The organism is Quadrisphaera sp. DVD1, assembly GCF_058932755.1.
Genome location: NZ_JBZYWI010000065.1, coordinates 1 through 16,960, shown reverse-complemented (window position 1 = coordinate 16,960; position 16,960 = coordinate 1). Strand labels below are relative to the sequence as shown.

Here is a 16,960-nt window from a genome sequence, read left to right as displayed (position 1 = left end):
CGCCGGTGCTGCTCGAGGCGCTCCTCGGCGCCCTGGCGGCTGACGGCGCCCGCCTGCGCGGCGACGCGGCGGCCCGCGAGGCCGCCCCGGCCGGCGTCCTCGTGCGCGCTGCGCGCGAGGACGACTGGGCGGGGGAGGGCACCGGTGCCGAGGTCGTCGTGGGCGTCGTGGAGCACCTCGCCGACGCGCTGGAGCAGCGTGCGGTCTTCTCCAGCGGCCACACCGAGGTGCTCCTGACCACGAGCGCGGCCTCGGCGCAGCGGTTCGTGGCCGGCGTCGAGGCGGCGACCGTGCTGGTCAACCCGCCTCTGGAGGTCCTGGCGCCGCCCGGTGGCGTGGAGCCGGCGACCTCGGTGCAGCGCGTGCACGCGCGCGGCCCGATCGGTGCGGCCGAGCTGATGACCACCCGCTGGGTGCTCCGTGACGACGGCCTGCCCGGGGCCTGACACAATCGCTGCGCCCGCTCTGCTGCTCTGCTGGAGGTCCCGATGCTCGTCGCCGCCATGATCCTCGCCGTCGAGGAGGCGCCCGAAGGGGGCCGCGAGCTGCCGATGCCCCCGCTCGCGTTCGGCCTCATGGCCTTCTGCTTCCTGCTCGGCCTGCTGGCGCTCACCTTCGCGTTCCGCAGCGTCGGCAAGCGGCACTGAGCAGCGGCCGCGTGCGCCTGGGCGTGATGGGCGGCACCTTCGACCCCATCCACCACGGCCACCTCGTGGCCGCCAGCGAGGTCGCGGCTCGCTTCGACCTCGACGAGGTCGTGTTCGTGCCCACCGGCGAGCCGTGGCAGAAGTCCGAGCGCCGCGTCTCCGCGGCCGAGCACCGCTACCTCATGACGGTGGTGGCCACGGCGTCCAACCCGCGGTTCACCGTCAGCCGCGTGGACGTCGACCGGCCCGGCCCGACCTACACGATCGACACCCTGCGCGACCTGCAGACCCAGCGCCCGGACGCCGACCTGTTCTTCATCACCGGCGCCGACGCCCTCGCCCAGATCCTGTCGTGGAAGGACGCCGAGCAGCTGTTCTCCCTCGCGCACCTCGTCGGCGTCACGCGCCCCGGGCACGAGCTGAGCGAGACCGGGCTGCCGCCGGGCGCGGTCAGCCTGCTCGAGGTGCCGGCGCTGGCGATCTCCTCCACCGACTGCCGCACGCGCGTGGCCGCGGGCCTGCCGGTCTGGTACCTCGTGCCCGACGGCGTCGTCCAGCACATCGCCAAGCACCACCTCTACCGCGACGAGGGCTGAGCCCGCGCGTGAGATCCTGGGGGCCGGAGCCGGACGTCGTCCGGCCTCACCCCCGCACCGAGGAGCCCTGAGCACCGGATGACCGCCTCACCCCGCGCCGTCGAGCTGGCCGTCGCCTCGGCGCGGGCCGCCGCCGACAAGCAGGCCACCGAGATCCTCGCCCTGGACGTCAGCGACCAGCTCGTCATCACCGACGTCTTCGTCCTGGCCGCCGCCGCCAACGACCGCCAGGTGCGGGCCGTCGTCGACGCCATCGAGGACGCCCTGGCGGCTCTCGGCGCGCACGTCGTGCGCCGCGAGGGCCTCAACGAGGCGCGCTGGGTGCTGCTCGACTTCGGCGAGATCGTCGTGCACGTGCAGCTCGCCGAGGACCGCCAGTACTACGCCCTGGAGCGGCTGTGGAAGGACGGGCCGGCGATCGAGCTCCCCGAGGAGGTCACCCGGCCCCGCAGCGTCCTCGACGAGGGCTCCGCGGCGGCCGCCGACGGCCAGCGCCTCGGCGGCTGACCGCTCTGTGACCGCCACCCGCGTCGTCCTGTGGCGGCACGGCCGCACCGCGTCCAACGCCGAGGGCCGGTTCCAGGGCCAGCTCGACGTCGACCTCGACGACGTCGGCCGCGCCCAGGCCGCTGAGGCGGGTGCGGTGCTGGCCGAGCTCGCGCCCACCCGCATCGTCAGCTCCGACTTGCTGCGCGCCGCGCACACCGCCGGCGCGCTGGCCGAGCGGACCGGCCTGGTGGTGCAGACCGACCCGGCGCTGCGCGAGCTGGACGCCGGCGCCTGGCAGGGGCTGCTGCACGCCGACATCCGCGCCGGCTGGCCGGAGATGTTCGAGGCCTGGCGCGGTGGCGAGGACGTCGCCGTCGGCGGCGGGGAGCGGCGCAGCGAGGTCGGGCGCCGGGTCGCCGACGCCGTCCGCGGGCACGCCGCGACCACGCCGGACGGCGGGCCGCTCGTCGTCGTCTCGCACGGAGGAGCGGTGCGGGCCGGCGTCCTGGAGCTGCTCGGCCTGCCGATCGGCTCCTGGCCGCGCCTGGGCAGCCTCGGCAACTGCCGCTGGGCGGTGCTGGAGGAGCGCGCCGACGGCTGGTCGCTCGCCGGGTACGACCTCGGCGCGGTGCCGCACCCCCGCGCCCGGCGCAGCTCCTCCGACCGGGCGTCCGAGTCCGCTCCGGACGCCGCCGCGACCGTCTAGACGACCGACGGGGCGAACCCTCAACCCGGGCCCGCGCCCGCCGATGCAGGTGGTGGACCGGTGCGCCTCCCGGCGGGCCGCAGACCCCTCGAGGTGCATGGACATGCTCGGCCCTGGCACGCGCATCCTGGCGCGGCTGCGATTCGCCCACAAGGTCGCTGTCATCGGCGCCGTCCTCGTCGTGCCGGTGGCGGTCCTCGCGCAGGGGCAGGTGTCCGCGATCTCGGGGCAGCAGGCCTTCGCCGAGGACGAGCGCGACGGCGTCGCCTACCTGCGTCCCGCCCTGGACCTCTACGGCCGGCTCACCGCGCTGCGGGTCGAGCTCGCCAGCGGGTCGGCGTCCGCCGACCTGGCCCCGGCCGTGGCCGCCGTCACCGCCGCCGAGGCCGAGCTCGGTCAGGGCCTGCTCACCACGCAGGCGTGGAGCGGCGCGCAGGCCGCCCTGGAGGGCCTCCCCGCGACGCTGGGCCCGGCCGACGCCGAGGCGCTGGACGCGGCGGTGGCCGCCGTCGGTGCCCTCGTCGGGGCCGCCTCGGACGGCTCGCAGCTCACCTTCGACCCCGAGCTCGCCTCCTACTTCACCTGGGACGTCGCCACCGCGCGGCTGACCGGGGTGCTCGACGCCGCCAGCACGGGCGCGCTCCTCGTGGCCACCGGCGGCTCCTCGGCCGACCTGGCCGTGGCCGCCGACCGGCTCGCCTCCGCGGCCGACCTGACCGCTGCCGAGCTGGCCAAGGCCTACCCCGAGGACGCGGGCACCGCCGCCCTGGCGCCGCAGGAGGAGGCCGTGACCGCCGCGGCCGCCGGGCTGGCGCAGGCGCTGCTCGCCCACGAGGGCGGCGTCCCGGCTCCCGACGACCCGGCCGTGGCCGCTGCCGCGGCGCTGACCACCGACGCCACCGCGCTCATCACCGGCACCGTGGACCGCCTCGACGCCCTCATCGCCGACCGCCAGGACCGCCTGCGCACGCAGCTGCTCGTGCCGCTGGCCGAGACGGCGGTGGCGCTGCTCGTCGCCGGCTACCTGTTCGCCAGCTTCACGTCGGCCACCTCCACCGCCCTGCGCTCCCTGCGCGCCGGCCTCGGGGCCATGGCCGCGGGGGACTTCCGCTCGCTGCCGCGGGTCGACGGCCGCGACGAGCTCGCGCAGATGTCCCACGCCGTCGGCGAGGTGGGCGCCGCGATGAAGGACACCATCGGGCGGATCGAGGCCAGCGCCGGGCGCCTCGCGCTCGCTTCGGAGGAGCTGACGGCGACCAGCGCGAGCGTCGCTGCGGCTGCGGAGTCGACGCAGTCGCAGGTGGCCGCGCTGGGGCAGGTGGCCGACGCCGTCGAGCGAGGCACCTCCACGCTCAGCACCGCGGCCTCGCAGATGACCAGCGCCATCGGCGAGGTCGCCGCGGGGGCCAGCAGGGCGGCGTCCGTGGCCCGCAGCGCGGTGGACGACATGGGCGCCACCCGCGGCGCGGTCGCGGCCCTGGCGGGCTCCGCCGAGGAGATCGGGCAGGTCTCGCGCCTCATCGAGGGCATCGCCGACCAGACGAACCTGCTCGCCCTGAACGCCACGATCGAGGCGGCTCGCGCGGGGGAGGCCGGCAAGGGCTTCGCCGTCGTCGCGCACGAGGTCAAGGAGCTGGCGCAGCAGACCTCTGGGGCCACGGGGGACATCCAGGGGAGCGTCTCGGGCGTGCAGGGCCAGACGGCAGCGATGTCCGCGGCCATGCAGCGCATGGACGACCTCATCGCCGACATCAGCGCCCAGCAGACCCTCATCGCCGGCGCGGTGGAGGAGCAGGCGGCGACGACCTCGGCGATGCAGACCAGCATCGAGGAGACCGCCCGCTCCAGCCACGGGCTCAACGAGAGCGTCGCGGCGGTCGCCGACGGCGCGCGCACCACCGCGGACGGCGCGGCGCGCACCCGCGCCGCGGCCTCCGGCATCGCCGTGCTGGGCTCGGACCTGCGCGCCCTGGTCGCGCGCTTCACCTGGTGACGCGCCGCGACGGGGCCGGTGTCCAGTTCTCCCCGAAGACGGTCTAGACTCTCCGACGTTGCCCAGGGCCTGGCTCTGGACGACGGGGCTGTGGCGCAGCTGGTAGCGCACCTCCATGGCATGGAGGGGGTCAGGGGTTCGAATCCCCTCAGCTCCACCGACACGGACGGCGGTGCCCTCGGGCACCGCCGTCCGTCGTCCTGTCAGTGCTTGACGGCCTTGGCCACCGCGTCCTGAGCCGGCGCCGAGGTGGAGGAGGCCTTCTTCTCGGCCCGCTTCTCCTTGAGCGACTTCTCGGACTTCTTCGACGTGTGGCTGTGCGACGACTTGTCGGACATGGCGTCCTCCGGCGTGGAAGCGACGCCGCCGTGGCGCCGCGCTGCGCTCGTCCCAGGGTAGGACCGCGCGCGGCGCCTGGGGAGGCCCGCGATGACATGATCACGCCGGTGGAGCCAGTGCACCCCCAGCGCGAGGTGCTGCCCGACGGCCTCGACGGCTGGTGCCTCGCCGCGCTCGGGTCGGCGCCCGTGGAGGTGCTCTCGGTCTCGCTGCGGGTCTCGCGGGTGTTCGCGGTGCGCCTGGCCGACGGCCGCGAGGCGGTCGTGAAGGCCCGTGACCACACCGTCGCCCGGGCCGGGGCCTGCGTGGGGGTGCAGGGCCGCCTGGCCGACGCCGGGTTCCCGGTGGCGCGGCCCCTCACCGGCGTCAGCGCCTGCCGGGGGCGGGCGGTGCACGCCGAGGAGCACCGCCCCGGCGGGACGGTCGTGGCGGACGACGGACCGGACGCCGCGGCGGCGTCCGGGCGGCTCCTCGCCCGCGCCGCCGCGCTCCTGCGCTCCGAGGCCGTGGCGCCGAGGCCGGACCCGGAGTGGCTCGTCTGGGACCACGCCGGCCCGGGGCCGTGGACGCCGAACGCGATGTTCGACGCCCAGGAGGCAGCGGTCGGCCTGCCCGCGTGGCTGGGCGACCTCGCGGCGCGCACCCGGCGCCGGCTCGTGCGGGCCTCGCTGCCCGCCGTCCTCGGCCACGGCGACTGGGAGGCGCAGAACCTGCGCTGGAGCGCCAGCGAGCCGTACGTCGTCCACGACTGGGACAGCCTCGCCCGGCGGCCCGAGGCCGCGCTCGCCGGCGCCGCCGCAGGCGTGTTCGCCAGCGCGGTGTTCACGACGCTGGCGCCCCTGGAGAGCTCGGCCGCCTTCCTCGACGCCTACCAGTCGGGCGCCGGGCGGGCCTTCGGCCGCGAGGAGGCCGAGGTGGCCTGGGCCGCGAGCCTGTGGCCGGCGCTCCACCGCGCGCGCCTGGAGCTGCTCTACGACCTGCCGCCGGTGGCCGTCCTCGCCGTCGAGGCGCAGGCGGAGGAGCGGCTGGTCCGCTCGGGTGCGTGACCACGGGCGTCCGGGCCTGGCCGAGCGTCGGAGGGGCGTCCTGCGGTGGAGGGAGCAGCAGGGGGAGGGTCGTCGTGGACGCCGACCAGGCCGTCGAGCAGGTGGGGGAGTGGACCACCGACGAGCGGGAAGGGCGCGTCTACGAGGTGACGACGAAGCGGCGCTCCGGCGCCTGAGCAGCAGGAGGACCACCATGGCGCAGGACTCGCACGACAGCGCAGACGACGTCGACGTCGACGCCCTGCCCAGCACCCTGCAGCGCTCCGACGCCAAGGCGCAGGCGACCTACGCGAAGACGCTGGAGTCGGCCGAGGAGACGTACGACGGCGACGAGCGGCGGGCCCACCAGACGGCCTTCGCGGCGCTGAAGCACACGCACGAGAAGGTCGGCGACCACTGGGAGCCCAAGGCCGGCGGCCGCAAGGGCCCGTCCGACGCGCAGGCCGCGGGCGGTCGCGACACGGACCGCGAGACGGCTGGCGGGGTGGACGCCGGCGCCACCAAGGAGCACCTGCTGGACGTCGCGAGGCGCCTCGACGTCCCGGGGCGGTCGTCGATGACCAAGGACGAGCTCGTCGAGGCGATCCAGAAGGCCAACGACCGCGAGACGCGGAAGGCCCGCGAGGGCGGCTGAGCGGCGGCTCAGGCGCTCGCAGCCGCCGCGTCGACGAGGACCGCGATGCCGTCGAGCACCCGCTCGAGGCCGAAGCGGTACGCGTGCTCGGGGTCGTGGGCGCTGCCGTGCGCCGTGCCCGCTGCTGTGCCCACGCGCGTGGCCAGCGGGTAGGCCGCCGGGTCGAGCACCTCGGCGAGCAGCGGCCCGGCGCTCGCCCACCACTGCGCGTCGGTGGCGCCCGTGCCTGCGGCCTGGCGTGCAGCCAGGGCGTCGCGCGCGCTGGCCCGCACGAAGACGAGCAGGTGGGTCAGGCAGTCGTCGAGCACGACGTCGTCCAGGCCGGTGCCGTCCAGGGCCGCGAGCTCGTGCTCGTACTTGGCCATCTGTCCCGGGCCGAGCGGCGGCCGCAGCGTCGAGACGGCGGCCGCCCAGGGGTGCGCGGTGTACAGGTCGCGGTTCTCCTGGGCCACGGCGCGCAGGCGCTCGCGCCAGGGCCGGCCGTCGGTGCGGCGCCGGGGGGAGCGGGCGTAGGCGGCGTCGAGCATGAGGTCCAGCAGTTCCGCCTTGCCGGGCACGTAGGTGTAGAGCGACATCGGGGAGGCCCCGAGCCGCTGGGCCACCGCGCGCATGGTCACACCGGCCAGGCCGCCCTCGTCGGCGAGGGCGAGGGCCGCGTCCACGACGTCGTCGAGGTCCAGGGCCCGCCGGGGCCCGCGCGCGGGAGCGGGGAGCGGGCGCCGCCAGAGCAGAGCCAGCGTCCGCGCGGGGTCCCCGGCGCTCGTGCGGTCGGTCGGGTCCGGGGTCACGGGAACATCATCGCCGCCCAGACGTTGTACGTAGTACGCCGTACAACGTACGGCGATGCGCGACCACCTGGAGGACCCGTGAAGATCACCGCCACCGCGCTGTCGTTCACCGTGGACGACGTCCCGGCGTCCAGCGCCTTCCTCGTCCAGCACTTCGGCTTCGTGGAGCAGGTCGCCGCCGACGGCTTCGCCTCGCTCGCGCGCGAGGACGCCGGAGTCCACGTCGCGCTGGTGCGCCGCGGGCTGCCGACCATGCCGGCGGACCAGCGCGACGTCCACGCCACCGGCGTCATCCTCGCCTTCGTCGTCGATGACCTGGAGGGCGAGCTGGCGCGCCTGCAGGCCGAGGGCGTGGCGATCACCATGCCCCTGACCGTCGAGGAGTGGGGCGAGCGGGCCTTCCAGGTGCGCGACCCCAACGGGCTCGTCGTCCAGCTCGTCGACTGGAACGGCGCGACCGCCTCCTGAGGGAGCGCGGGCGCACCGACCGGTGCCGCCGATCAGCACGAGGCAGGCTCTGCGACATGAGCACCCTCGCGCTGCGCCCCGCCATGGTCGACGACCGGCCCGTCCTCGAGCGCCTGTGGCAGCTGTTCGCCCACGACCTCTCCGAGCGCAGCGGCGCGCTGCCCGGCCCCGACGGCGCCTTCCGCGCGGAGCGGCTCGCGGCGGCCTTCGGGGACGCCGACCGCCAGCCGCACCTCGTCGTCCTCGACGGGCACCCGGTCGGGTTCGCGGTGGTGCGGGGGCTGGCCGGCCCCGCCCGGGTGGTGAACGCGTTCTTCGTCGTGCGGTCCGTCCGGCGGCGCGGGGTGGGCCGCGAGGCGGCGGCCGCCGTCCTGTCCCTGCACCCGGGCCCCTGGGAGGTGCCGTTCCAGGACGACAACACCCCGGCCGTCGCCTTCTGGCGCCGGGTGGCCCAGGACGCCGTCGGGGACGCCTGGACCGAGGAGCGCCGCCCCGTGCCCGGCAGGCCCGACGCGGCACCGGACGTGTGGATCTCCTTCGACACCTCCGGCGGCGCTGGGCCTCACCCGGGGGCCGACCTCAGTTGAGGTAGCCCTCGACGACCTCGGTCGGGCGAGGGGTGGCCTTGTCGGGGTCCTGGCCGTTGGCCCGCAGCGCCTGGCGCCGGCGGAGCAGGTCCCAGGTCTGGTCGAGGCGCTCCTCCAGCTCGGCGAGGCGCTGGCGCTCCGCCGGATCGAGGCCGCTGCCGTCGCTGTGGCGCTCGCGGAGCGCGTGCTCCTCGGCGACGAGCTCGTCAACGCGCTGGTGCAGCTCCCGGTCGTCCATGGTGGTCATGCTCGCCCGTCAGCGCCCCCGGCGCGACCTCAGGACGGGCGGCCGAAGGGGGTGTCGTCGAGCTTCTCGCGCAGCTCGAGCAGGGAGTCGAAGACGCGGACGGCCCCGGCGTCCAGGAGCTCCTCGGTGGAGAACCCGCCCGTGCGCAGCCCCAGGGTCGGGACGTCGAGCTTGCCGGCCGCGATGACGTCGTAGACGGAGTCGCCGAGCATCACGCCAGAGGCGCCCTCGACCTTGGCCAGGGCGGTCTGGACGATGTCGGGCTCGGGCTTGCTCTTCTCCGCGTCGTCGGAGGTGGTCCAGGCGTCGGCCAGGCCCTTGCCGTCGATGAGGTCGAGGAAGGCCTCCACGTGCTTGGTCTCCCCCGAGCTGGCGAGCACGAGCTTGAAGCCGCGGTCCTTCACGTCGGCGAGCAGCTCGTGGGCGCCCTCGAACGGCGCCACCTCGCCGATCAGCTCGTCGAACTCCTCGACCCACGCCTCGCGCAGCTCGTCGCCGTGCGCCTCCTCGACGTCCTTCCCGGCCACCTCGGGCACGAACATGTCGCCGCCCATGCCGATCCCGCGGTGGATGCGCCACAGCGGCCGGGTGATGCCGTAGCGGCGGAAGGCCCGGTGCCAGGCCAGCGCGTGCTGGTAGTTGGTGTCGACCAGCGTGCCGTCGACGTCGAAGATCGCGGTGTCTGCCACAGCCGCGACCTACCCCGGCCCGCGCGGGTGCATGCGCGGGCCGGGGCAGGGGTACTCCACGGGCATGACCGAGTCGACGGCAGGAGCAGCCCGCGGCGTCGCCCAGGCGCTCAACCAGCTCACCGAGCAGACGTCCAGCCTGGTCCGCCAGGAGGTCGCCTCCGCGCAGGTGGAGCTGCTCGACAAGCTCAAGGCGAACCTCCCGGCTGCCGGCATGCTCGCGGCCTCGGGGCTGGCCGGCACCCTGGCGGTGGCCAGCAGCTACCGCTGGGTGCTCGCCGTGCTGGAGAAGCGGCTGCCTCCGGCCAGCGCGGCGTTCCTGGCGCTGCTCGGCTACGGCGCGGCCGCGGGAGCGGCGGCCGTGGTGGGCGCGGGCTGGCTCGAAGAGGCTCCGGCGCCGGTCCCGAGCGAGACCGCCCGCGACGTCAGCACGGTCGTCGCCGACGCCGCGGGCGGGGCGAGCGGCCCCGGCACCACCCAGGGCTGACCGCTACCGGGCCACCCCTCCCTCGTGATCAGGGGATCCCGCCACCCGGGTGCGGTGGCGGGATCCCCTGATCACGGAAGGGGCGAGGAGGTCACTCCGAGGCGGTCGCGGTGTCGCCGGGGGTCTGCTCGCTGCTCGGCGGGCCGACCCAGACCGTCTTGTGGTTCATGAACGCGTGCATGCCCAGGTCGGTCAGCTCGCGGCCGTACCCGCTCTGCTTGACCCCGCCGAAGGGCAGCTGGGAGTAACTCGTGGTCATGCCGTTGATGAAGACCATCCCCGACTGCACGTCGCGGATGAACAGCGCCCGCTCGTCCTCGTCCTCCGTCCACAGGTTGGAGCCGAGCCCGTAGGGGTGGCTGTTGGCGATCTCGATCGCCTCCTCCAGGCTCGAGACGGTGAACAGCGCCGCGACGGGCGCGAACACCTCCTCGTCGTAGACCCGCATGTCCGTGGTGATGCCGGTGAGCAGGGTCGGCGGGTAGAACCAGCCGGGCCCGTCGGGCCGCTGCCCGCCGACGACCACGGTGGCGCCCTTGTCGACGGCGTCCTTGACGTACTCCTCGACGTCCTCGCGGCCGGACTCCGTCGCGAGCGGCCCGACCTTCGTGCCCGGGTCCATCGGGTCGCCCACGGGGAGGGCGGCGAGCTTCTCGGCGAACAGCCGGGTGAACTCCTCCGCGACGTCGGCGTGGACGAAGAACCGCTTCGCCGCGATGCAGCTCTGCCCGTTGTTCTGGCAGCGCGCGGTGACGGCGACCTCCGCGGCGGTGTCGAGGTCGGCCGACGGCATGACGACGAACGGGTCGCTCCCACCGAGCTCGAGCACGGTGGGCTTGAGTGCGTCGCCGGCGATGGAGGCGACGGACTGCCCGGCCGGGGCGCTGCCGGTCAGCGTGGCGGCCACGACCCGGTCGTCGCGCAGCACCCGCTCGATCGTCGCGGACCCGATGAGCAGGGTCTGGAAGACGTCGTCGGGGAAGCCCGCCTTGCGGAACAGCTCCTCGAGGTAGAGCGCGGTCTGCGGCACGTTGCTCGCGTGCTTGAGCAGGCCGACGTTGCCGGCCATGAGCGCCGGGGCGGCGAAGCGCATGGCCTGCCAGAGCGGGAAGTTCCACGGCATGATCGCCAGGACGACGCCGAGCGGCTGGTAGGTGACGTAGGCCTCCCGGGCGCCGACGGCCTCGGCGTCCGCCCGCTTGGGCGCGAGGAACTCCGCGCCGTGGTCGGCGTAGAAGCGCAGGCAGGACGCGCACTTGGCGACCTCCGCCCTGGACGCCGCGAGGGTCTTGCCCATCTCGGTCGTCATGAGCTCGGCGACGGCGTCGGTGTCGGCGTCCAGGACGTCGGCGGCGGAGCGCAGCCAGCCGGCGCGCTCCTCGACGCTCGTGAGCCGGTAGGTCTTGAACGCCTCCGACGCCTTCGCGATCTTCTCCTCGAGCACCTCGTCGGAGAGGGGCTCGAACTCCTTCAGCGTCTCGCCCGTGACCGGGCTGATCGTCGCGATCGCCATCTCAGGCCGCCTCGGTGAGCTCGGTGACGGTGGCGTCGTCGAGGGTCAGTCCCGCGGCGCCGAGGTTCTCCTCCAGGTGCCCGACCGAGCCCGTGCCGGGGATGGGCAGGGTGACGGGGGAGGACTGCAGCAGCCAGGCCAGGGCGACCTGGCTCGCGGTGGCGCCGAGGCGCTTCGCCGCGACGTCGACCGGGCCGCCCGGCTCGGCGAGCTTGCCGGCCGCGATGGGGAACCACGGGATGAAGCCGATGCCCTGCTCCTCGCAGTGGGCGAGCACGGGCGCCGCGCTGCGGTTGCCGAGGTTGTACAGGTTCTGGACGGTCGCGACGCGGAAGACCTCGGAAGCGGCCTGGACCTCCTCCACGGAGACCTCGGACAGGCCCAGGTCGACGACCTTGCCCTCGTCCTGGAGCTCCTTGAGGACGCCGAACTGCTCCGCGCGGTCGACCTTCGGGTCGATCCGGTGCAGCTGGAAGAGGTCGATCTGGTCGACCTTGAGGCGGCGCAGGCTCAGCTCGCACTGCTGGCGCAGGTACTCGGGGCGGCCGACCGGGGTCCACACGTCGGGGCCCTGGCGGGTCAGCCCCGCCTTGGTCGCCACCACGACGTCGTCGGCGTAGGGGTGCAGCGCCTCGGCGATGATCTCCTCGCTGACGTTCGGCCCGTAGGAGTCGGCGGTGTCGATGAAGTTCACGCCCAGCTCGACGGCGCGGCGCACGACCGAGCGCGCGACCTCGCGGTCGGCCGGCTCGCCCCAGATCCCGGGGCCGGTGATCCGCATCGCGCCGTAGCCCAGCCGGTTGACGGTCTTGCCGCCCGGGAGGGTGAAGGTGCCGCTGGCGGTGACGTCGGGGGCGTTCGTGGTGCTCGTCATGCGGAGGCTCCTGCCTGTGGTGCTGGTGGTCCGTCGCTCTCCCTTGCCCGGCGCGCCGCCCGCGAAACGCGGTGGCTAGGGTCCGCGGCGGACCACCCACCGCCGGACCTGGAGCACCGATGCCCCTGTTCGACCTCGACGCCGAGGCCCTCGCCCGCTACCGCCCCGACGTCGCCGAGCCGGCCGGCTTCGACGACTTCTGGGCGACCACGCTGGCCGAGGCCCGCCAGCACGACCTGGCCGTGCGCGTGGAGCCCGTGGACGCCGGCCTGGTGCTCGTCGACGCCTTCGACGTGACCTTCGCCGGCTTCGGCGGGCACCCGATCCGGGCCTGGCTGACCGTGCCCGCCGGCGCGAGCGGCCCGCTGCCGGCGGTGGTGGAGTACCTCGGCTACGGCGGCGGCCGGGGCCTGCCGCACGAGCGCCTGACCTGGGCGGTGGCCGGGTACGCGCACCTGCTCATGGACACCCGCGGCCAGGGCAGCGCCTGGGGCTCCGGCGGCTCGACCCCGGACCCGGTGGGAGCCGGCTCCGCCCACCCCGGCTTCATGACCCGCGGCGCGCTGGACCCGCTCCAGCACTACTACCGGCGCCTGTTCACCGACGCCGTCCGCGCGGTGGAGGTGGCGCGCGCCCTGCCGCAGGTGGACGCCGCCCGGGTGGCGGTGTCCGGGACCAGCCAGGGCGGTGGGATGGCCCTGGCCGTCGCGGGGCTCGTGCCGGACCTGCTCGCCGTGATGCCGGACGTGCCGTTCCTCTGCCACATCCGCCGCGGGGTCGAGATCGCCCCGAACGACCCCTACGGGGAGGTGCGGCGCTACCTCGGCGTCCACCGCGACCACGTCGAGCAGGTCTTCGCGACCCTGGCCCACTTCGACGGCGTGAGCTTCGCAGCGCGTGCCAGCGCCCCGACGCTGTTCTCGGTCGCCCTGATGGACCCGGTGTGCCCGCCGTCCACCGTCTACGCCGCCTACAACGCCTACGGGGACGCCGCGGCGGCCGGTGGCGCGGCCGTGGACAAGGACATCGCCGTGTACCCGTTCAACGAGCACGAGGGCGGTCAGGGCGTGCAGCTCACCCGGCAGCTGCGCTGGCTGCGCGAGCGGGTCTGAGGACTCGGGACCCCAGGACGCAGCAGGGGCCGCCGGCATCGCCGACGGCCCCTGCTGCGGTTCAGTCCGCAGACCTCACTGGCAGGCTTCGCAGTCCTCGCCGTTCTCGATGGAGCAGGCGGTGGCGCCGGTCAGCCAGTCGTCCTCCTCGATCGCGGGAACGGGGACGATGGTGGTGGTCTCGCTCATCGGGGCTCCTCCAGGGCTGTGGTGACGTTCGACCCCAGGCTATGCGCTGCCACCGACAGCTGTGGCAGCCTGCCCGCATGTCGGATCCCGTCGTCGTGATCGCCACCGTCCACCCCCTGCCCGGGCGCCGGCCGGAGGTGCTCGCCGTCATCGCCGCCAACGTGCCGACCGTGCACGCCGAGGAGGGCTGCGAGGTCTACGCCGTGCACACCGCCGAGGACCCCGAGCGGGTCGTCTTCGTCGAGCGCTGGTCCAGCGCGGACGCGCTCGCCGCCCACGCCGCCTCCGCCCACATGGCCGCCACGGACGAGCGGCTGGCCCCGATGCTCGCCGCGCCCACCGAGGTCTACACGGCCGTCGCGGTGCCGATGGGCGAGCCGGACAAGGGCGTGTTCTGAGCCAGAGCGGGCCCGAGGGCGAGGACTGGCAGCGGCGCCGCCGCGACGCCGTCGCCGAGCAGGCCGCGCGCCTGGAGCGGGCGCAGGCCGAGGAGACCGCGCGGGCGCGCGTGCTCGTGGCCGAGTTCGTGGCCGCCGCCCGCGCCCGCGGCCTGCCGACCGAGGAGCTGCGCGCCCGCTCCCGCGGCGGCGGCTCCTACCCCACCGGGCTGCGCGGGTGGGCGCTGCGCCGCGACCGCTCCTCGGCGGTGGCCGAGGACGGCACCTTCTACCTGCTCACCCTGCCCGGGCTGGGCCTGCTGGAGCGGCTGGCCGCCCGCGCGCGCGGCGTCCGCCTGGAGCCGGCCGACCCGCCGCTGGTGATGGGCCGCGGAGGGCGCGACGGCGAGTCGGTGCCGCTGGCCGACCTGCTGGCCGCGCGCCTGGACCCTCCGCAGCCCGAGGAGGCTCCCAGCGGGCGCGGTTAGGGTCGCCTTCGTGACCGATGCCAGCGCTCCACCCCGCCGCAAGCGCGTCCCGCGCACCACCACCGTCGTGCGCACCTCGCGCGTCACCCCGCACCTGGCCCGGGTGGTCCTCGGCGGGGAGGGACTGGCCGGCTTCGACCCCTCGCCGCACACCGACGCCTACGTCAAGCTCGTCCTGCCCGCCCCGGGGAGCACGGACGGGGGCACGGAGGGGGAGACGGTCCTGCGCACCTACACGGTCCGCTCCTTCGACGCCGAGCGGCTCGAGCTGACCCTCGACGTCGTCGTGCACGGCGACGAGGGCGTCGCCGGGCCGTGGGCGGCCGCCGCGCAGCCGGGCGACGTCGTCGACGTCCTCGGGCCGGGCGGCGGCTACGCCCCCGACCCGGACGCCGACTGGCACCTGCTGGTCGGCGACGACAGCGCCCTGCCGGCGATCGCGGCGACCCTGGAGCGGCTGCCCGCCGGCGTCCCGGCCCTCGTCTTCCTCGAGGTCGAGGGCCCGCAGGACCAGCTCCCGCTGCCCACCCCGGCCGACGCGCGCGTGGTGTGGGTGCACCGCAGCTCCGCGGACGGCGGCCCGGGCCGGGCGCTGGTCGACGCGGTGACCGGTGCCCGCTTCCCCGACGGCGACGTGCACGCGTTCGTCCACGGGGAGGCCGGCGCGGTGCGGGCCCTGCGCCGCCACCTGCGCACCGAGCGGGGGGTGGCCGCGGAGCGGATGTCGGTCTCGGGCTACTGGCGCCTGGGCCGCACCGACGAGGGCTGGCGCGCGGACAAGCCGGAGTGGAACCGGGCCGTGGCCGAGGACGAGCAGGCACTCGCCCCGCGGGCCGGCCAGGCCGGCCAGGCCGGCTAGGCGGGCCGCCCGGCGACCTGGGCCTCCAGGTCGCCCTGCAGGTCGGCGAGGATGCCCAGCTCGCGCTGCTGCCCGGTGACCACGGCCTCGGCCAGCCAGGTCAGCTGCGGCTCGTCGCTGAGGTCGAGGAACGCCTCCGCCATCTCCAGCGCCCCCTCGTGGTGTCGGGTCATGAGCTGCACGAAGAGCAGGTCGGCGGCGGGGCCGGTGGCGCGCCCGAGGTCCGCGAGCTCCTCGTCGCTGGCCATGCCCATCGCCTCGCGGGCCTCCTCCGGCGTCATCGCGGCCGCGTCGCCCGAGGACCCGTGACCCCCGTGCTCGGACATCGACGGTCCGTCCATCCACGCCATCGGCGACGTCGTGCTCGTCGCGGGCACGCCCTGCTCGTGCAGCCAGCCCACCATGACGCCCTGCTGCTCGGCCTGGCTGGTGATGACCTCCTCGGCGAAGGCGGCCACCCTCGGGTCGCTGCCCTGCTCGCGCACGAGCAGCGCCATCGTCACGGCCTGGCCGTGGTGGCCGTACATGTCGCGGGCGAACCCGACCTCGGCGGAGTCCTCGGCGGCGCCGCCCGAGCCGGAGGCCCACACGAGCGCCAGGCCGCCGAGGGCGAGCACGAGGGCGGCGGCGAGGACCACGGACACCAGGCGCCACCGCCCGCCCCCGGGCCGCGACGGCGGCGGGCCACCGGTGCTGACGGGCTGCTCCTGCTCCACGTGGCGAGCCTGCCACGCGGGGGGAGGGCCTCCGCTCAAGGACCGCCGCCGACGTGTCGATGCCCACCCTCGTGGAGACCGCTGGACGCGCCCGACGCCGCGCCTCGTCGCCGGCACGATCGGCGACCGACCCGTTGCTGCCCGACCCCGAGCCGCGCGGCGCCCGGCGCCTGCCCGCCGTGCCGCTGGCCGTGCTCGCCCCGCTGTGCGCGCTGGTGATCGCTGCGCTGACCGCGGGCGCCGGCGCGGCGACCGGCTCGTTGTGGCCCGCCGTGCTGCTGCCCGTGGTCGCCATGGCCCTCGGCGGCGCCCCGCTGCCGCGCCCGGCCGCGCTGTCGGCGGCGGCCGTGCTGCTCGCCGGCGTCGCGACCTCGCTGGTCGTGGTCGGGCCGGGGGAGGACCCGCTCGCGGTGGCCGCCCTGCTGGGCACCACCGCGCTGTGCGCCGTCACCGCGCTGGCCTGGCACGCGCAGCGGCGCGAGAGCGCCGAGGCGCTCGCGGCCAGCCACCAGGTCGTCGAGGCGGTCGCCGTCATCGACGAGGTGACCGGCTGCGTCAACCCGCACGGGCTCGACCTCATCGTCCGCCACGTGCTCGGCCTCGTGCGCCGGCACAGCTGGGCGATGCACGCCTCGATGGTGCGCGTGGGGGACATGGCCGTCGTCGACGAGCTCGGGGGCCGCGAGGCCGTCGACCGCGTCGTGGGCCTGGTGGCCGACGCCCTGCGCGCCAGCACCCGCGGCGCCGACGTGGTCTGCCGCTGGGCGCCGGACGTCTTCCTCGTCGTCGGCCCGGGCACGGGCATGGCCCCGGTGGAGCTGGAGCGGCGCCTGCGGGCCCGCGTGCTGGGGGAGAGCGCCCTGCCCGCCGCGCGCTGGGCCTGCCCGGTCACCGTGGGATCGGCGCTGCTCGAGCCGTGGGACACCGGCGGCCTCGAGGTGCTGCTGGAGCGCGCCGAGGAGGACCTGGGCCTGCGCCGCGCGCTGCGCGAGCCCAGCGCCGCCCCCGAGCGCACCAGCACGCGGAGCCCGCTCGCCCCCTAGGGTCGCGCCGGTGACCACCCCGGCGCCCCGTGCGCTCGTGCTCGACCTCGTGCGCGCCTGCCACCCCCTGCCC

The 16,960-nt window shown here is 75.7% G+C and carries 22 protein-coding genes, 1 tRNA gene and 1 pseudogene; 17 read left to right on the top strand and 7 right to left on the bottom strand.

Going from position 1 to position 16,960, the window contains the following annotated elements; genetic code table 11:
• The 7 genes and pseudogenes from AC5FZL_RS09365 to AC5FZL_RS09335 form a co-directional block, all read left to right on the top strand.
• Positions 1–446 (top strand): annotated as a pseudogene (locus tag AC5FZL_RS09365) (glutamate-5-semialdehyde dehydrogenase); the annotation flags it as partial.
• Positions 447–488: 42 nt separating this feature from the next.
• On the top strand, positions 489–647 hold the full coding sequence (locus AC5FZL_RS09360) for a hypothetical protein (protein ID WP_493618312.1): 159 nt from the start codon (positions 489–491) through the stop codon (positions 645–647).
• On the top strand, positions 644–1,243 hold the full coding sequence (gene nadD, locus AC5FZL_RS09355; RefSeq protein WP_493618313.1) for a nicotinate-nucleotide adenylyltransferase: 600 nt from the start codon (positions 644–646) through the stop codon (positions 1,241–1,243). The genes AC5FZL_RS09360 and nadD overlap by 4 nt, the downstream gene beginning before the upstream one ends.
• A 78-nt stretch (positions 1,244–1,321) precedes the next feature.
• Positions 1,322–1,750: a ribosome silencing factor gene (rsfS, locus tag AC5FZL_RS09350; protein ID WP_493618311.1), complete on the top strand. Its 429-nt coding sequence runs from the start codon at positions 1,322–1,324 to the stop codon at positions 1,748–1,750.
• Between the two features lie 7 nt (positions 1,751–1,757).
• Positions 1,758–2,438, top strand: coding sequence for a histidine phosphatase family protein (locus tag AC5FZL_RS09345; RefSeq protein WP_493618310.1), 681 nt, complete (start codon positions 1,758–1,760; stop codon positions 2,436–2,438).
• A gap of 103 nt (positions 2,439–2,541) precedes the next feature.
• Entirely contained in the window at positions 2,542–4,431 is a 1,890-nt protein-coding gene (locus AC5FZL_RS09340) for a methyl-accepting chemotaxis protein (RefSeq protein WP_493618309.1), read from the top strand.
• An 84-nt stretch (positions 4,432–4,515) separates the two neighbouring features.
• Positions 4,516–4,588, top strand: a tRNA-Ala gene (locus AC5FZL_RS09335).
• A gap of 46 nt (positions 4,589–4,634) precedes the next feature.
• Here AC5FZL_RS09335 and AC5FZL_RS09330 read toward each other — a convergent pair.
• Positions 4,635–4,769 carry a hypothetical protein gene (locus AC5FZL_RS09330; protein WP_493618308.1) on the bottom strand — a complete coding sequence of 45 codons (135 nt, stop codon included), beginning with the start codon at positions 4,767–4,769 and terminating at the stop codon, positions 4,635–4,637.
• Between the two features lie 108 nt (positions 4,770–4,877).
• On the opposite strand from AC5FZL_RS09330, the gene AC5FZL_RS09325 reads away from it, so the two are divergent.
• A complete protein-coding gene (locus tag AC5FZL_RS09325; RefSeq protein ID WP_493618307.1) occupies positions 4,878–5,816 on the top strand; it encodes a hypothetical protein in 939 nt (312 codons plus the stop codon).
• Positions 5,817–6,009: 193 nt separating this feature from the next.
• Positions 6,010–6,450: a ChaB family protein gene (locus AC5FZL_RS09320; RefSeq protein WP_493618306.1), complete on the top strand. Its 441-nt coding sequence runs from the start codon at positions 6,010–6,012 to the stop codon at positions 6,448–6,450.
• Between the two features lie 8 nt (positions 6,451–6,458).
• Here AC5FZL_RS09320 and AC5FZL_RS09315 read toward each other — a convergent pair whose 3' ends face one another.
• On the bottom strand, positions 6,459–7,238 hold the full coding sequence (locus AC5FZL_RS09315; RefSeq protein ID WP_493618305.1) for a TetR/AcrR family transcriptional regulator: 780 nt from the start codon (positions 7,236–7,238) through the stop codon (positions 6,459–6,461).
• A 78-nt stretch (positions 7,239–7,316) separates the two neighbouring features.
• Here AC5FZL_RS09315 and AC5FZL_RS09310 point away from each other — a divergent pair, with 78 nt between their 5' ends.
• Together AC5FZL_RS09310 and AC5FZL_RS09305 are read left to right on the top strand one after the other, a co-directional pair.
• Positions 7,317–7,706: a VOC family protein gene (locus AC5FZL_RS09310; protein ID WP_493618304.1), complete on the top strand. Its 390-nt coding sequence runs from the start codon at positions 7,317–7,319 to the stop codon at positions 7,704–7,706.
• A gap of 56 nt (positions 7,707–7,762) precedes the next feature.
• Positions 7,763–8,293 carry a GNAT family N-acetyltransferase gene (locus AC5FZL_RS09305; protein WP_493618303.1) on the top strand — a complete coding sequence of 177 codons (531 nt, stop codon included), beginning with the start codon at positions 7,763–7,765 and terminating at the stop codon, positions 8,291–8,293.
• Here AC5FZL_RS09305 and AC5FZL_RS09300 read toward each other — a convergent pair.
• Both AC5FZL_RS09300 and AC5FZL_RS09295 read right to left on the bottom strand, forming a co-directional pair.
• Entirely contained in the window at positions 8,286–8,540 is a 255-nt protein-coding gene (locus tag AC5FZL_RS09300) for a DUF2630 family protein (protein ID WP_493618302.1), read from the bottom strand. The two genes, AC5FZL_RS09305 and AC5FZL_RS09300, sit on opposite strands and share 8 nt — an antisense overlap.
• Before the next feature lie 29 nt (positions 8,541–8,569).
• Complete coding sequence (locus AC5FZL_RS09295; protein ID WP_493618301.1) at positions 8,570–9,229, bottom strand: HAD family hydrolase; 660 nt, start codon at positions 9,227–9,229, stop codon at positions 8,570–8,572.
• Between the two features lie 64 nt (positions 9,230–9,293).
• Between AC5FZL_RS09295 and AC5FZL_RS09290 the strand changes: the two genes are divergently transcribed.
• Complete coding sequence (locus AC5FZL_RS09290) at positions 9,294–9,716, top strand: phage holin family protein (protein ID WP_493618300.1); 423 nt, start codon at positions 9,294–9,296, stop codon at positions 9,714–9,716.
• A 91-nt stretch (positions 9,717–9,807) separates the two neighbouring features.
• Here AC5FZL_RS09290 and AC5FZL_RS09285 read toward each other — a convergent pair whose 3' ends face one another.
• On the bottom strand, positions 9,808–11,229 hold the full coding sequence (locus AC5FZL_RS09285; protein ID WP_493618299.1) for an NADP-dependent succinic semialdehyde dehydrogenase: 1,422 nt from the start codon (positions 11,227–11,229) through the stop codon (positions 9,808–9,810).
• Between the two features lies 1 nt (position 11,230).
• Positions 11,231–12,103 (bottom strand): aldo/keto reductase, encoded by an 873-nt coding sequence (locus tag AC5FZL_RS09280; protein ID WP_493618298.1) that lies wholly within the window; start codon positions 12,101–12,103, stop codon positions 11,231–11,233.
• A gap of 119 nt (positions 12,104–12,222) precedes the next feature.
• On the opposite strand from AC5FZL_RS09280, the gene AC5FZL_RS09275 reads away from it, so the two are divergent.
• From AC5FZL_RS09275 to AC5FZL_RS09260, 4 genes are all read left to right on the top strand, one after another.
• Complete coding sequence (locus tag AC5FZL_RS09275; RefSeq protein ID WP_493618297.1) at positions 12,223–13,215, top strand: acetylxylan esterase; 993 nt, start codon at positions 12,223–12,225, stop codon at positions 13,213–13,215.
• Positions 13,216–13,481: 266 nt separating this feature from the next.
• Entirely contained in the window at positions 13,482–13,802 is a 321-nt protein-coding gene (locus AC5FZL_RS09270; protein WP_493618296.1) for a putative quinol monooxygenase, read from the top strand.
• 110 nt (positions 13,803–13,912) lie between these two features.
• The gene (locus AC5FZL_RS09265; RefSeq protein WP_493618295.1) at positions 13,913–14,269 is read left to right on the top strand and encodes a hypothetical protein; all 357 of its coding nucleotides are present in this window, start codon (positions 13,913–13,915) and stop codon (positions 14,267–14,269) included.
• 10 nt (positions 14,270–14,279) lie between these two features.
• Complete coding sequence (locus tag AC5FZL_RS09260) at positions 14,280–15,128, top strand: siderophore-interacting protein (RefSeq protein ID WP_493618294.1); 849 nt, start codon at positions 14,280–14,282, stop codon at positions 15,126–15,128.
• Here AC5FZL_RS09260 and AC5FZL_RS09255 read toward each other — a convergent pair.
• Positions 15,125–15,844 (bottom strand): DUF305 domain-containing protein, encoded by a 720-nt coding sequence (locus tag AC5FZL_RS09255; protein ID WP_493618293.1) that lies wholly within the window; start codon positions 15,842–15,844, stop codon positions 15,125–15,127. The genes AC5FZL_RS09260 and AC5FZL_RS09255 overlap by 4 nt on opposite strands.
• A gap of 134 nt (positions 15,845–15,978) precedes the next feature.
• On the opposite strand from AC5FZL_RS09255, the gene AC5FZL_RS09250 reads away from it, so the two are divergent.
• Positions 15,979–16,887 carry a GGDEF domain-containing protein gene (locus tag AC5FZL_RS09250; protein ID WP_493618292.1) on the top strand — a complete coding sequence of 303 codons (909 nt, stop codon included), beginning with the start codon at positions 15,979–15,981 and terminating at the stop codon, positions 16,885–16,887.
• Positions 16,888–16,960 lie beyond the last annotated feature (73 nt).

What these genes read in the sequence shown, in the direction of transcription:
- AC5FZL_RS09360 (WP_493618312.1), top strand. Translation starts at nt 489, where the DNA reads ATGCTCGTCGCCGCCATGATCCTCGCCGTCGAGGAGGCGCCCGAAGGG.
- rsfS (WP_493618311.1), top strand. Translation starts at nt 1,322, where the DNA reads ATGACCGCCTCACCCCGCGCCGTCGAGCTGGCCGTCGCCTCGGCGCGG.
- AC5FZL_RS09340 (WP_493618309.1), top strand. Translation starts at nt 2,542, where the DNA reads ATGCTCGGCCCTGGCACGCGCATCCTGGCGCGGCTGCGATTCGCCCAC.
- AC5FZL_RS09330 (WP_493618308.1), bottom strand. Translation starts at nt 4,769, where the DNA reads ATGTCCGACAAGTCGTCGCACAGCCACACGTCGAAGAAGTCCGAGAAG.
- AC5FZL_RS09320 (WP_493618306.1), top strand. Translation starts at nt 6,010, where the DNA reads ATGGCGCAGGACTCGCACGACAGCGCAGACGACGTCGACGTCGACGCC.
- AC5FZL_RS09305 (WP_493618303.1), top strand. Translation starts at nt 7,763, where the DNA reads ATGAGCACCCTCGCGCTGCGCCCCGCCATGGTCGACGACCGGCCCGTC.
- AC5FZL_RS09300 (WP_493618302.1), bottom strand. Translation starts at nt 8,540, where the DNA reads ATGACCACCATGGACGACCGGGAGCTGCACCAGCGCGTTGACGAGCTC.
- AC5FZL_RS09290 (WP_493618300.1), top strand. Translation starts at nt 9,294, where the DNA reads ATGACCGAGTCGACGGCAGGAGCAGCCCGCGGCGTCGCCCAGGCGCTC.
- AC5FZL_RS09285 (WP_493618299.1), bottom strand. Translation starts at nt 11,229, where the DNA reads ATGGCGATCGCGACGATCAGCCCGGTCACGGGCGAGACGCTGAAGGAG.
- AC5FZL_RS09280 (WP_493618298.1), bottom strand. Translation starts at nt 12,103, where the DNA reads ATGACGAGCACCACGAACGCCCCCGACGTCACCGCCAGCGGCACCTTC.
- AC5FZL_RS09275 (WP_493618297.1), top strand. Translation starts at nt 12,223, where the DNA reads ATGCCCCTGTTCGACCTCGACGCCGAGGCCCTCGCCCGCTACCGCCCC.
- AC5FZL_RS09270 (WP_493618296.1), top strand. Translation starts at nt 13,482, where the DNA reads ATGTCGGATCCCGTCGTCGTGATCGCCACCGTCCACCCCCTGCCCGGG.